This is a genomic window from Alphaproteobacteria bacterium, from assembly GCA_030740435.1.
Lineage (GTDB): Bacteria > Pseudomonadota > Alphaproteobacteria > UBA2966 > UBA2966.
Window position 1 is genome coordinate 1 of sequence record JASLXG010000062.1, and the last position, 13,418, is coordinate 13,418.

A 13,418-nucleotide genomic window follows, 5' to 3' on the forward strand; every position below is an offset into this window, starting at 1 on the left:
ACCAGCCCAAAAGCTACAATAATTGCCCGCATTGACAATTTCATCCGTCCCTCCTGGAAGCCGCTGATCCGGCACCAAGCCGCTCAAACGGATAGCCCAGGATACGTTTTTCGACCACCGCTAGGCAACTCCGGCGCGCAGACTTGCTTCGGGGGTAGCTGGGGCTCCTCTTCCAGGCGGTGCCGGCGTGAGAGGGGAAGTCCGGGGCACCCCGATGGACGATGCGCCAAACGAAAGAAGGGCCGCCATTGCGGCGGCCCGTTCTCTCAGTTAGGGAGCGGATCACCCCGCCACCCCATTACGAAGTAGCCGTCCGTGTTGGGCTCGAGACCGGCCGCCATCCAGCGATGGGGATCGCCGTGGTCGGCGTTAAACAAGTTCACCAGCCTCGGGCTATTAGCCAGCAACCCAATCCCCTGTTCCCACGTTTCCGGGGCGTAGGGTCGTGTCTCTACGCGGTGAAACCACTCCAAGCTGGGCAGGCCATACGGCGTAGGGGCCAAGTCGGGTAGTTCGATCACCCGATCCGTTCCGGTGCCCGCACCCCGGCTATGTTCGTGCGCATCCATCGTTCTCTCCTTCCGTTTGAACTGACGCTGACCCGTCGCCCCGCCAAGACAAACGGGTGCCGTTGGCTGGGCGCAGAGCTTTGCCCGATCGGGTCGGAGAGCTAGTCGGGATCGATGGCGGTGGGGTTGGACATGATCATCTCCAGCAGTGGGCGCACGGGGGCCGCAGGGTGCCCTCGGCTACCTCAACGGTGACACCGTCATAGCCTTCCTGCAGCGCACCCTGGATGTGCTCGAGGATCGCGGCTTGCTGCGCCTCGTCGCCATCCTCGGCCAGGGCCTTGGCGACCAGGGCCAGCGCGCGCGCCATCCCTTCCAATATCTCGGGCGGCTCGTGCTCTTTCCCTATAGCGGCGACGGCGAGCGCCGTACTTGCGAGCGTCGTTTGCCAGTCGTTGGAGTTCTTCATGGTGCCGCCCGCCTTGGTGATGGTGGGGGCATCATAGAGCAGGGCCGAATAACCTGCGGCCAAACGGCCGATGCCGTCAGGGCGCCTAGGAGCGCCGACACGGCCTCAACGGCACTCGCCCACCTGCAGCGCCACGATGCTGCTCAGCGGGCGACCACGGCGCTCCCATGGGGCATGAAATGCGTCTCAGTGGTGACTTGGTGGTGACTTGAAAGAACAACGGGCCAGCCCGGTTTGGGCTAACCCGTTGTTTTGATTGGCTCCCCGGGCAAGACTCGAACTTGCGACAAAGCGGTTAACAGCCGCTTGCTCTACCAACTGAGCTACCGGGGATCAGAGGCGGACTGGCGCCGCCCAGGAACCCGAAATGCCTTGGTCGGGCGCTTATATCAGGCCCCATGGGACGACGCCAGACAAACTCGGCCGGCTCTAACCCGAGACCTGCAAAAGCACCACGCCCGCAGCCACGGCGGCGGCGGCGGCCAGGCGGCCCGGGCCGAAGGGCTCGCCCAGCAGGCGCGTGCCGATGAGGGCGGCGATGACGACGCTGGTCTCGCGTAGCGTCGAGACGTAGGTCATGGGCGTCATGCTCATGGCCCAGATCACCAGGCCGTAGGCCGTGAAGGCCAGCACCCCGGCGGCCAGGCCGGGCTTCCAGGTGCGGCCCAGCGCCGGGGCCAGGCCGCCCTGGCGGCGCCACAGCGCCAGGGCGATCAGCGGCAAGCCGTTGAGCAGGAAAAGCCAGACGATGTAATCAAGCGGCTCTGCCGCGGCCCGGGCGCCGAGTCCGTCGGCAATGGTGTAGCTGCCGATGAAGAAGCCGGTGGCCAGGGCGTAGCCGACGGCCCGGCGGTCATGCCCGCCGCCGCCGCGGGCCAGGCTGAAGATGGCCAACGAGATCAGCGACACCGCCGCCAGACCCAGCGCGCTCAAGCTCTCGCCGGCGAAAAGATAAGAAAATCCGGCCACCCACAGCGGTGCCGCACCACGGGCCAGGGGATAGACGTGGCTGAGGTCGCCGTACTTGTAAGACAACACCAGCGTCGTGAAATAACCGGTGTGGAGGGCCACCGAGAGCACGATGAAGAACCAGGCGCCGGCCGGCGGCAGACTGGCGAAGGGCAGCAGCACCAGGCCGCAAAGCGCCGAGCCGGCGCCCATCAGCGCCGCCGTCAACAGTTGGTCGCTGCCTGTCTTGACCAGGCTGTTCCAGGTGGCATGCAGAGCCGCCGCCAACAAGACCAAGGCCAGTACCAGAGGATCCACGCTTTGCTCCTGTCGGGGCGCGGGCGCCCGGGGGCGCCGGGGGCGTCGGGGGCGCCGCCGTTTGCGCCGGCCCGCCAGGCGCGCCATGCTGGCAACCATGGCGCAACCGGCCGCACCCGACCAGCACAACAGCCCAATCGCCCGCGCTTTCCGGCGCCTGCGCGATCACCCCTCGCGCAAGCTGCGCCTCGCGGCCGGCCTGGCCCTGGTCATCGGCGGCATCCTCGGCATCCTGCCGGTGCTGGGCTTTTGGATGCTGCCGTTGGGCTTGTTGCTGCTCTCGGTCGACGTGCCCTGGGTGCGCCGCGCCCGGCGGCGGCTGGCGGTGTGGTGGGGCCGCAAAACGGGGCGACCGGCGTGATGGGCGGGCGTGAAAATGGAGGCCAGGACCGGAATCGAACCGGTGTACACGGCTTTGCAGGCCGCTGCGTAACCACTCCGCCACCTGGCCGGGGGACCGCCGTCGCCACGCTGCCACCCGGCGCTGTATAGGCCGCCGTCCGGGTAGGGTCAAGCAGAGCCCCCGAGCACATGTTGTCAAGCCGGCGAGGTCCGACTATAAACCGGCGAAGGCCTGCCCTCGGGGAAATACCCATGTCGGATTATGCCGCCGCCCGACTGCATATGGTGCAGTCCCAGATTCTGCCCAACAACGCCAGCGACCCGCGCGTCGCCGAGGCTTTGCAGCGCGTGCCGCGCGAGCTCTTCGTGCCGGCCCGCCTGAACACCGTGGCCTACCTCGACGAGGACATCGAAGTGGCGCCCGGGCGCTATTTGATGGAGCCTCTGGTCTACGCCAGGCTGTTGCAGGCGGCGGCGGTGGAGACCGCCGACGTGGTGCTCGACGTGGGCTGCACCAGCGGCTATTCGGCAGCCGTGCTGGCCGACCTGGCGGCTTCGGTGGTGGCGCTGGAAAGCGATGCCGAACTGGCCGCCCGGGCCAGCCAGACCTTGGCCGACCTGGGCGCCGACAACGCCGTCGTTGTCGAGGGCGATTTGGCGGCCGGTATCGCCGACCAGGGACCTTACGACGTCATCATCCTCAACGGTGCCGTCACCGCTGTCCCCGAGGCCCTGACCGGGCAACTGGCCGAGGGCGGCCGGCTGGCCGCGGTGGTCGAGGTAAACGGCGTCGGCAGGATCCGCCTGCTGAGGCGCCAAAACGGCAACGTCAGCGGCCACGATATCTGCGACGCCCAGGTCCCGGCCCTGCCCGGCTTCGCGCCCAAGGCTGGGTTTTCCTTCTAAACGGCCGCCGGACCGATTGCCCCGACGGCACTTGTCGCCGGCTGGAAGAACTTCCCGATGACGGGTGCGTGGTTGTAATCTGCCACCACGGCCTGCGTGGCGCCCAGGTCGTGGCCTGGCTGCGGACTAGCCAACGCGGTCGATCCGTCAGGTGGTATCGACGCCTGGGTGAAAGAGATGGATCCGAGTTTGCCGAGCTATTGAGGTCGGCGCCTCGGAAGTGCGTAGATAAATATCGGAATTTCTCGCCCCATAAGCGCAAAATTGCCTATTGCCCTGGTTTCGATCATTGATATTGTAAAGTTGGTAGCGCTGCCGTACTATATCTAGTATGTAAGGCCTAATAAGCGGCCAGTGGTGTGATGCAATGATAGTGACCCGGACCAGGGCGGCGAAGCGGGAAGGCGGCGTTGTGGCCGCTCTCCGGCCCATCCGGAGAGGGGCTGGTCGATTGCCGCCCGCTGGCGGGGCAACATGAGTTTGGGGGAGGCTGGATGAAGGGGGCAGCTTTGGGGATTGCGGTTGCGGTCCTGGCCCTGGTTCTGTCAGGCGTCACGGCAGGGGCCGAGACACTGACTGAAGCCTTGGTCGCGACCTACGCCCAAAATCCCAATTTGCGGGCCAAGCGGGCCGAGCTTCGCTCGATCGACGAGAGCTTGCCGCAAGCCTTGGCGGGCTGGCGCCCGACGGCCTCGCTGTCGGCCAGCGGCGGCAAGCAGAGCCTCGACCCCAGCACCGGCAAAAACCGGCCACTGACTCCCATGTCAACCCAGCTTACGGTGGTGCAGCCGCTCTACCGGGGGGGGCGCACGGTCAGCGGCACGCTGCAGGCCGATGCCCGGGTGCGAGCCGCCCGGGCCGATCTCAAGGCCACCGAACAAAATGTCCTGGCGGCTGCGGTGGGGGCCTACATGGACGTCTATCGCGATCAGGCAGTGCTCGAGCTCAATCGCAACAACGTGCAGGTTCTGGCGCGCCAGTTGGAGGCCACCAGGGACCGCTTCGAGGTCGGCGAGATCACCCGCACCGACGTCGCCCAGTCGGAAGCGCGGCTCTCGCGCGCCGTTGCCGAGAGGGTGCGCTCGGAGGGCAACCTGGCGGCTTCGCGGGCCGCTTTCACCCGGGTCGTGGGGCGCGAGGCGACGGCGCTGGAGCCGCCCGAGGTGCTGATCGGCCTGCCCCAAACCCGGATCGCCGCGGCGACCATGGCCGAGGACCAGAATCCGACCCTCCTGGCGGCCCGCCATGCCGAGGCGGCAGCGCGTCACGGCATCGCCAACAGCAAGGGCAGCCTGTGGCCCAGCGTGTCGCTGGTTGGCGACCTGTCGCGCAGCAAGGAAGCGAGCTTGCGCAGCGTGCGCAGCGAATCGGCCTTCCTGGGCATCGAAATCAACGTGCCGCTCTATCAAGCTGGGGCCGCCTATTCGAGCCTCCGCCAGCGCCGCCAGATAGCCAGCCAGCGCCGCCTGGAGATCGACGGGGCGCGGCGCCAGGTAATCCAGAATGCGACCCAGGCCTGGGAGGCGCTGAACACCGCCCATGCCCAGATCGAGGCTCGCAGCAAGGAAGTTCAGGCGGCGGAGATTGCCCTCGAGGGGGTCAAGCAGGAGGCCGAGGTCGGCGCCCGCACCACCTTGGATGTGCTCGACGCCGAGCAGGAACTGTTGGATGCCCGGGTCGGTCTGGTGGTGGCCGAACGCAACGAGACCGTGACGTCCTTCGATCTGCTCAGCGCCATCGGCGGACTGACCGCCAGGAAACTTGCTTTGCCGGTCGAAACCTACGATCCAGAATTGCATTACCGCACGGTTCGCGATCTCTGGTGGAGCCGCACCGGTGACGAGTGAGCAGGAGCAATGAGAAACAGCTACCCCGCGCAGCGACCTCCTGTACACTTGCCAGCCGGATGTTCTGGCAATTCGCCCGTCCCTGCCCTAGATTTGCGGCGGGCCGGGTATGACAATATGGGTTAGGCCGTGAGCGATCCGACTGCCCAACAAGAACCGACGATGGAGGAAATTCTCGCCTCCATCCGGCGCATTATTTCCGAGGACGGCGAGCCGGAGGACGAAGGCGAAGAGGAAGTCGCCGAAGCCGCACCGGAGCCCGAACCGGAGCCGGAGCCCGAGCCGGAGCCCGAGCCGGAGCCCGAACCGGAGCCCGAACCGGAGCCCGAGCCGGAGCCCGAACCCGAGCCGGAAATCGATATCGACGCCATGTTCGATTCCGAGCCGGAACCGGAACCCGAGGTTGTGTTCGATGAGGTCCCCGAGCCGGAACCGGAGCCCGAGCCCGAGCCCGAGCCTGCCCCAGCGCCTGCGCCCGCGCCCGCCCCTATGGCCGCCCCCGACATCCTTGAGTTGACATCCTTGATGGAGGAACTGCCGCCGCCCCACGAGGAGCCGAGCCACATCATGTCGAACGAGACGGCGGCGGCGGCAGCCACTGCTTTCGTCAATTTCGCCGGTGCCCTATCCCAGGCCAAGGGCGTGCAATTGGGCGCCGCCCACCGCACCCTCGAGGAGTTGGTCAAGGAACTGCTCAGGCCGCTGCTCAAGGACTGGCTCGATCGCAACCTGCACGCCATCGTCGAGCGCACCGTGGAACGCGAGATCAACAAACTGGCTGGCCCCGCCGACGAAGAATAGGGGCGTTTCGGAATCAACGGGTTTGGCCACTGTTGCGGGGCGATTTGCCCCGTTCCCGACATTGCTATATTGAAGCTTTCGCGCCCCTGCCGGGGCGCCGAAGTGCGCGGCAACGGCAAGCGGGAAGACGGCGGCAATGCTGGAAAAAAACTACCGGCCCCAGGATGTGGAGGCCAAGCAATACGAGCGTTGGCAGCAAGGCGGCGCCTTCGCCTGCGGCCAGACCGAGGGTGATACCTTCACCATCGTCATCCCTCCGCCCAACGTCACCGGCAGCCTGCACATGGGCCACGCCCTCAACAACACGCTGCAGGACGTGCTTATCCGTTTCGAGCGCATGCGCCAGCGCGACACGCTGTGGCAGCCCGGTACCGATCACGCCGGTATCGCGACGCAGATGGTTGTCGAGCGTCAGCTCGATGGCGAAGGCCTCACGCGCCACGACCTGGGACGCGAGGCCTTCATCGACCGGGTCTGGCAGTGGAAGGAGGAATCGGGTGGCCTGATCAGCCGCCAACTGCAGCGCCTGGGAGCGTCCTGCGATTGGCGGCGCGAGCGCTTCACCATGGACGAAGGGCTGTCCGCCGCCGTGCTCAAAGTCTTCGTCGAACTCCACAAGCAGGGACTGATCTACAAGGACAAGCGGCTGGTCAACTGGGACCCAAAGCTGCACACGGCGATCTCCGACCTCGAGGTCGAGCAGCGCGAAGTCGAGGGCCGGCTGTGGCACCTCAAGTACCCCATCGAAGGTCAGGCCGGGCGCTTCATCGTGGTCGCCACGACCCGGCCCGAGACCATGCTGGGCGACACCGCGGTGGCCGTCCACCCCGACGACGAGCGTTACGCCGATCTCGTCGGCGGCCATGCCGTGCTGCCGCTGGTGGGCCGGCGCCTGCCCATCGTGGCCGATTTGCACGCCGATCCCGAGCAGGGCTCGGGAGCGGTCAAGATCACGCCGGCCCACGACTTCAACGACTTCGAGGTGGGCCGGCGCCACGATCTCGAACTGATCAACATCTTCGACCACAACGCCTGCCTGAACGACGCCGTGCCCGAAACCTACCGGGGCCTCGAACGCTACGCCGGGCGCAAAAAAGTGCTGGCCGACCTTGAGGCCGAGCGCCTGGTGGCCGAGGTCGAGGAACAGCTTCACGTGGTGCCCTACGGCGACCGCTCCGGCGTCGCCATCGAGCCCTGGCTGACCGACCAGTGGTACGTCGACGCCGCCACCCTGGCCCAGCCCGCCATCGCCGCCGTGGAGCAAGGCAAGACCCGCTTCGTGCCGGTGCAGTGGGAGAACACCTACTACGAATGGATGCGCAACATTCAGCCCTGGTGCATCTCACGCCAGCTTTGGTGGGGCCACCAGATCCCGGCCTGGTACGGACCCGACGGCGAGATCTTCGTCGCCCATAGCGAGACCGAGGCCCTGGCGGCGGCCGAGAAGCACTACGGCAAACCAATCGAGCTCAAGCGCGACGAGGATGTGCTGGACACCTGGTTCTCCTCGGCACTGTGGCCCTTTTCGACACTGGGCTGGCCCGAGGCGACGCCGGAGCTCGAGCGCTACTACCCCACCGACGTGCTGGTCACCGGCTTCGATATCATCTTTTTCTGGGTCGCCCGCATGATGATGATGGGCCTTCATTTCATGGGCGAGGTGCCCTTTCACACCGTCTATATCCATGCCCTGGTGCGCGACGAAAAGGGCCAGAAGATGTCGAAGAGCAAGGGCAACGTCATGGACCCCCTCGAGCTCATCGACCAGTACGGGGCCGATGCGCTGCGCTTTACGCTGATCGCCATGGCCGCCCAGGGCCGTGATATCAAGATGTCCACCGGCCGTCTGGAAGGCTATCGCAACTTCGCCACCAAGCTTTGGAACGCGGCCCGGTTTTGCCAGCTGAACGAGTGCCGGCCGCGGGCCGATTTCGATCCCGCCTCCCTGCAGCTCAGCGCCAACCGCTGGATCGTCGGCGAGATGGTGCGGCTGGGTGAACGCCTGGTCGAAGCCCTCAAGGCGCATCGCTACAACGAGGCCGCCAACGCCCTTTACCAGACCACCTGGGGCGTCTTTTGCGACTGGTACGTGGAATTCATCAAACCGGTGCTGCAAGGCGACGATGCGGCGGCGGAGGAGGAAACCAAGGCCACGGCGGCATGGGCGCTGGACCAGTTGCTGCATTTTTTGCACCCCATCATGCCCTTCATCACCGAGGAGATCCGCCAACAGCTGGGGGGGCCCGGCGCGGCGGCACTGATCACCGGCCAGTGGCCGCAATTGGCAGCCGATTTGGTGGATGCCGAGGCCGACGCCGAGATGGATTGGGCCATCCGTTTGATCGGCCAGGTGCGGGCCGTGCGTAGCGAAATGAACGTGCCTCCGGGAGCGAAAATCCCCCTGCTCGTCAACGGTGCCAGCAGCGCCAATCTGGCCCGCCTGGCCGCCCGCCAGCCGGAGATCCTGCATCTGGCGCGTCTCGAGAGGGCTGAAGCCGGCGATGGCACGGTGACGCCGGGCTCGGTCCAGATCGTGCTCGACGAGGCCATGTTGGTACTGCCGCTGGCCGGCGTCATCGACCTGGCCGCCGAGCGCAGCCGCTTGCTGCGCGAACTGGCCAAGGCGGAGGCCGAGATCGGCCGTTTCGACGGCAAGCTGGGCAACCAGAAATTCCTGGCCAAGGCTCCGGAACACGTGATCGAGACCCAGCGCGAGCGCCGCCGCGAGGCCGAGGACGCCCGGGCCAAGCTGGCCGCCGCCCTGGAACGCCTGCCGGCGGCCTGAACGAAAAAAGTCGCGAGCGACCCTACTTCAGCTTTATCGAATCCAGGGGGTCCTGGAGCGTCGGCGAGTCCATCAGCAGCCCGCCGCCGGTCACATGGTCGTACCACAGGAAGAGCCAAAGCACGACGGCAGCCAGGGCGATCAGGGCAAAGGTCCAGTAGAGCAACGAGATGCCGCCAAAGACGATGCTTCCGCCGTCGCCTTGACGGCGCTCGCCGTCGCGGCGCCCTTGGCGCTGACGCCGCTCGCCCAGGCGTTGTTCGACGATGTCGGGCCCGGCCGCCGGGCCGCCGGTATCGCGCCGGTCCAAATCGCCGCGCCGGGCCAGGTCGAGACGGCGCTGGTCGCCGCGCCGTTCCTTCCAGCGCACTCGGCCGAACCTTTTTTTTTCGCCTCGCTGCGCCATGTCCCCCGCCCCTCCCCCCTGCAAAGCGCGGGAGTCGCCGAACGATAGCAGCATGGCGGCGAAAAAAGCCAGGACGGCCGTCACTCCCGGGCATGTGTTGAAGCGAAGCCGCATCCGGGATAAATAACTCTAAACAAGCAAACGAATAATCAGTCTGGGAGGACTGGCTAGAATGCCCCCCTATCGTTCCAGCACGACCGTCGATGGCCGCAACATGGCTGGCGCCCGGGCGCTGTGGCGTGCCACCGGCATGACGGACGAGGATTTCGGCAAGCCCATCATCGCCGTCGCCAACTCGTTCACCCAGTTCGTGCCCGGCCATGTCCATCTGCAGCACCTGGGCCAGATGGTGGCCCGTGAGATCGAACAGGCCGGCGGCGTGGCCAAGGAATTCAACACCATCGCCATCGACGACGGCATCGCCATGGGCCACGACGGTATGCTCTACAGCCTGCCTTCGCGCGAATTGATCGCCGACAGCGTCGAATACATGGTCAATGCGCATTGCGCCGACGCGCTGATCTGCATCTCCAACTGCGACAAGATCACGCCGGGCATGCTGATGGCGGCGCTGCGTCTCGATATTCCCGCCATCTTCATCTCCGGCGGACCGATGGAGGCCGGCAAGCCCGACCCCGAGGGCGACGACAAGGTCGACCTGATCGGCGCCATGGTGGCAGCCGCCGATCCCCAGGCCACGGATGCCGAGGTGCTGTCCATCGAGCAGTCCGCCTGCCCCACCTGCGGCTCGTGCTCCGGCATGTTCACGGCCAACTCCATGAACTGCCTGACCGAGGCTTTGGGCCTGGCACTGCCCGGCAACGGCACCTTGCTGGCCACCCACGCCGACCGCCGCGAGCTCTTTCTCGAAGCGGCCCGGCGCATCGTCGATCTGACCCAGCGCTACTACCAGGACGATGACGATAGCGTGTTGCCCCGGCAGATCGCCGATCTCAGCGGCTTCGAGAACGCCATGGCCGTGGACATCGCCATGGGCGGCTCGACCAATACCGTGCTGCACCTGATGGCGGCGGCCCAGTCGGCCGAGCTTGATTTCACCATGGCCGACATCGACCGCCTGTCGCGCCGCGTGCCCAATCTCTGCAAGGTCTCGCCCAGCACCGCCCAGTTCCACGTCGAGGACGTGCATCGAGCCGGCGGCATCTTCGCCATCCTGGGCGAGCTCGATCGTGCCGGCCTGATCAACCGCCAGGCCACCACCGTCCATGCCGCCAGTATGGGCGAGGCCATCGACGCCTGGGATCTCTGCCGCAGCCCCACGGCTGAGGTCGAGGAGTTCTTTCGGGCCGCCCCGGGGCGGCAGTTTTCCCTCGAAGCCTTCGGCCAGGACAAGCGCTGGAAGGAACTCGACCTGGACCGCCAGGCGGGCTGCATCCGGGACATCGAGAACGCCTACTCCCAGGACGGCGGGCTGGCCGTGCTCTATGGCAACCTGGCCGAGGAAGGCTGCATCGTGAAGACCGCCGGCGTCGACGCCTCGGTGCTCACGTTCTCCGGCCCGGCCCGCGTCTTCGAAAGTCAGGATGCCGCCGTCTCGGGCATATTGGGAGGCCAGGTCGAAGCCGGCGACGTCGTCGTCATCCGCTACGAGGGGCCGCGCGGCGGGCCGGGCATGCAGGAGATGCTCTATCCCACCAGCTACCTCAAATCGGTCGGCCTGGGGGCCAAGTGCGCCCTGGTCACCGACGGCCGCTTCTCCGGCGGCACGGCCGGCCTCTCGATCGGCCACCTCTCGCCGGAAGCCGCCGAGGGCGGCAACATCGGTTTGCTCGAGAGCGGCGACACCATCGTCATCGACATACCCGAGCGCCGCATCGAGGCCGATCTGACCCCGGCCCAACTGGCGGCCCGGCGCCAGGCCATGGAGGAACGCGGGGCCCAGGCCTGGCTGCCCCATGGCCGTAACCGTGTGGTCAGTGCCGCCCTGCGCGCCTACGCCGCCCTCACCAGCAGCGCCGCCAAAGGCGCGGTGCGCGATCTTTCGCGGCTCGAAAACCTGCGATGAAGGAGCTGCGCCCCGGCACCCAACCCCGGGGTTTGGCGGCCTGGCTGCCTTCGCGCTCGGGCGGCTTGCGCCTCAGCATGCGGCCCAAGATCGCCTATGCCATTTCCAACGATGCCATCGCCATCGCCGAACGCCTCAAGGACCTGTTGGCCTTTCGCCGCCAGCCGGTCGCCGACGTCGGGCTTTGCGTCGAGGTGGTGAACCGGGGCGAGAAAGCGGTGACGATCACCGAGGTCGGCTTCACCGGCCGCTTCGAAAGCCCGCAGGTAGCGCTGCACGAACCGTTGTTGCACGACAACAAGCCCTGGCCGCGCCGCCTCGGACCCGGCGAAAAGGTGATTGCGCACGCTGGTTCGCGTCTCAAGGACCACCCCGTGCTCTCGACCCTGAAGCGCGCCTATGCCAAGACCGACGACGATCAAACCAGCTACGGCTCGTCCTCGGCACTTCGATACTATGTCAAGTCGGCCGGCCATGGCCCGAGATCGAAATAGATCTAACCCCCCAGCGTTTCGTTGTTGCCATCGACCGAAATAGCCTGCCCGGTGATGTTGCGGGCGGCGTCGGTGCACAGATAAACGATCATGGCCGCGACTTCCTGGGGCGTGATGAAGCTGCGCGTCGAGGTTTGGCGCAGGTAAACATCCCGCACCTCTGCCGCCGTCAGCCCCTTGGCCTCGGCCTCGAGCGCGATGACGCCATCCATGCGCGGCCCGGTCAGCGAGCCCGGGCAGACGGCGTTGACACGGATGAGCTCGGGCCCGAGTTCCATGGCCAAGGTCTTGCTTAAGCCCACCACCGCCCATTTCGAGGCGGCATAGGGACTGCGCAGGGGATAGCCCATCAGACCCGCCGTCGAAGCCACGTTGACGATGGCACCGCCGCCCGCGGCCCTGAGCAGCGGCACGGCGGCGCGAATGAAGAGGAACTGGCTCTCCAGGTTGACGGCCATGGTGCGGCGCCAGGCGGCCGCCTCGATGGCCTCGATGCCTGCCGTGGGACCGGAGATGCCGCCGTTGTTGACCAGCACGTCGAGACCGCCCAGGAGCTCCCCGGCGGCGGCGAAGACCTTGTCGACGTCACCTTCGTCGGCGATGTCGGCGGGCTGGACGACGATCGCCGGGTTGTCCGCCGCCAGCGAGGTCAGCGCCGCTTCGTCGATGTCGCAGACCAGCACCCGGGCTCCCAGTTCCGCGAAATTCTCGGCCACGGCCCTGCCCAGTCCGCCTGCGCCGGCGGTGACGATGACCCGCTTGCCGGCTAGGTCCGACACCGCTCAGTCCTCGATCTCACACCAGATCGGGGTGTGGTCCGAGGCCTTCTGCCAGCCCCGCGGGGTGCGGTCGATGTCGCAGCCGGCCAGGCGGTCGGCGGCCTGGGGCGCCAGCAGCAGGTGATCGATACGCAAGCCCTGGTCCTTGGCCCAGGCACCGCCCTGGTAGCCCCAATAGGTGTAGCCGACACGGTCGGGATGCACAGCCCGGTAGGCATCGGTCAGACCGAGATACATGAGTTCGCGAAAGCGCGCCCGCGATTCCGGACGGCACAGCGCGTCGTCGGCAAAGGCGGCCGGGTCATGGACGTCCCGATCCTCGGGGCAGAGATTGAAATCGCCGCCCAGCACGAAGCATTCCTCAAGTTCCAGGAGTGCCCGCACACGCGCCGTCAGGCGCTCCATCCAGGCCAGCTTGTAGGGGAATTTCTCGCTGTCGGTGGGGTTGCCGTTGGGTAGGTAGATCGAGGCCAGACGCAGCGCGCCGACGCTGGCTTCGATATAGCGCGCCTGTTGGTCGCCGGGGTCGCCGGCCAGGCCGCGTTCGATATCCTCGAGAGGATTTTTGCTGAGGATGGCGACGCCGTTGTAGGTCTTCTGGCCATGCAGCGCCAAGTTATAGCCGAGATCCTCGATCTCCAGCGCCGGAAAGGCCTCGTCGACCACCTTGAGTTCCTGCAGCAGCAACACGTCCGGCGCCGTCTGGCGCAAGTAATCGAGCACGTGGCCCAATCGCGCCTTGACCGAATTGACGTTCCAGCTGGCGATCTTCATGGCCGGGAGAAGGG

The 13,418-nt window shown here is 66.6% G+C and carries 12 protein-coding genes and 2 tRNA genes; 7 read left to right on the plus strand and 7 right to left on the minus strand.

Features of this window, described 5'->3' with window-relative positions:
• Nucleotides 1-705: 705 nt before the first annotated feature.
• From QGG75_07145 to QGG75_07155, 3 genes are all read right to left on the minus strand, one after another.
• Nucleotides 706-1,041, minus strand: a complete 336-nt coding sequence (locus tag QGG75_07145; GenBank protein ID MDP6067014.1) for a hypothetical protein — start codon at nt 1,039-1,041, stop codon at nt 706-708.
• 194 nt (nt 1,042-1,235) lie between these two features.
• Nucleotides 1,236-1,311: transfer RNA gene (locus QGG75_07150), tRNA-Asn, on the minus strand.
• A gap of 96 nt (nt 1,312-1,407) precedes the next feature.
• Complete coding sequence (locus QGG75_07155; protein ID MDP6067015.1) at nt 1,408-2,244, minus strand: DMT family transporter; 837 nt, start codon at nt 2,242-2,244, stop codon at nt 1,408-1,410.
• 85 nt (nt 2,245-2,329) lie between these two features.
• On the opposite strand from QGG75_07155, the gene QGG75_07160 reads away from it, so the two are divergent.
• The gene (locus tag QGG75_07160; GenBank protein MDP6067016.1) at nt 2,330-2,605 is read left to right on the plus strand and encodes a hypothetical protein; all 276 of its coding nucleotides are present in this window, start codon (nt 2,330-2,332) and stop codon (nt 2,603-2,605) included.
• A 16-nt stretch (nt 2,606-2,621) separates the two neighbouring features.
• On the opposite strand, the gene QGG75_07165 is transcribed toward QGG75_07160, so the two are convergent.
• A tRNA-Cys gene (locus tag QGG75_07165) sits at nt 2,622-2,695 on the minus strand.
• 143 nt (nt 2,696-2,838) lie between these two features.
• Between QGG75_07165 and QGG75_07170 the strand changes: the two genes are divergently transcribed.
• The 4 genes from QGG75_07170 (at nt 2,839) to QGG75_07185 (ending at nt 8,925) form a co-directional block, all read left to right on the plus strand.
• Entirely contained in the window at nt 2,839-3,492 is a 654-nt protein-coding gene (locus tag QGG75_07170; GenBank protein MDP6067017.1) for a protein-L-isoaspartate O-methyltransferase, read from the plus strand.
• A 494-nt stretch (nt 3,493-3,986) separates the two neighbouring features.
• Nucleotides 3,987-5,339 carry a TolC family outer membrane protein gene (locus tag QGG75_07175; protein MDP6067018.1) on the plus strand — a complete coding sequence of 451 codons (1,353 nt, stop codon included), beginning with the start codon at nt 3,987-3,989 and terminating at the stop codon, nt 5,337-5,339.
• A gap of 129 nt (nt 5,340-5,468) precedes the next feature.
• Nucleotides 5,469-6,140 carry a DUF2497 domain-containing protein gene (locus tag QGG75_07180; protein MDP6067019.1) on the plus strand — a complete coding sequence of 224 codons (672 nt, stop codon included), beginning with the start codon at nt 5,469-5,471 and terminating at the stop codon, nt 6,138-6,140.
• A 136-nt stretch (nt 6,141-6,276) separates the two neighbouring features.
• Nucleotides 6,277-8,925: a valine--tRNA ligase gene (locus tag QGG75_07185; GenBank protein MDP6067020.1), complete on the plus strand. Its 2,649-nt coding sequence runs from the start codon at nt 6,277-6,279 to the stop codon at nt 8,923-8,925.
• Between the two features lie 22 nt (nt 8,926-8,947).
• On the opposite strand, the gene QGG75_07190 is transcribed toward QGG75_07185, so the two are convergent.
• A complete protein-coding gene (locus QGG75_07190; protein ID MDP6067021.1) occupies nt 8,948-9,331 on the minus strand; it encodes a hypothetical protein in 384 nt (127 codons plus the stop codon).
• Between the two features lie 172 nt (nt 9,332-9,503).
• On the opposite strand from QGG75_07190, the gene ilvD reads away from it, so the two are divergent.
• Together ilvD and QGG75_07200 are read left to right on the plus strand one after the other, a co-directional pair.
• Nucleotides 9,504-11,357 (plus strand): dihydroxy-acid dehydratase, encoded by a 1,854-nt coding sequence (gene ilvD, locus QGG75_07195; GenBank protein MDP6067022.1) that lies wholly within the window; start codon nt 9,504-9,506, stop codon nt 11,355-11,357.
• Nucleotides 11,354-11,851, plus strand: coding sequence for a hypothetical protein (locus tag QGG75_07200; protein ID MDP6067023.1), 498 nt, complete (start codon nt 11,354-11,356; stop codon nt 11,849-11,851). Before ilvD ends, QGG75_07200 begins: the two co-directional genes overlap by 4 nt.
• 2 nt (nt 11,852-11,853) lie before the next feature.
• On the opposite strand, the gene QGG75_07205 is transcribed toward QGG75_07200, so the two are convergent.
• Both QGG75_07205 and xth read right to left on the minus strand, forming a co-directional pair.
• The gene (locus tag QGG75_07205; GenBank protein ID MDP6067024.1) at nt 11,854-12,630 is read right to left on the minus strand and encodes an SDR family oxidoreductase; all 777 of its coding nucleotides are present in this window, start codon (nt 12,628-12,630) and stop codon (nt 11,854-11,856) included.
• Nucleotides 12,631-12,633: 3 nt separating this feature from the next.
• The gene (xth, locus tag QGG75_07210) at nt 12,634-13,404 is read right to left on the minus strand and encodes an exodeoxyribonuclease III (protein ID MDP6067025.1); all 771 of its coding nucleotides are present in this window, start codon (nt 13,402-13,404) and stop codon (nt 12,634-12,636) included.
• Nucleotides 13,405-13,418: the final 14 nt, after the last annotated feature.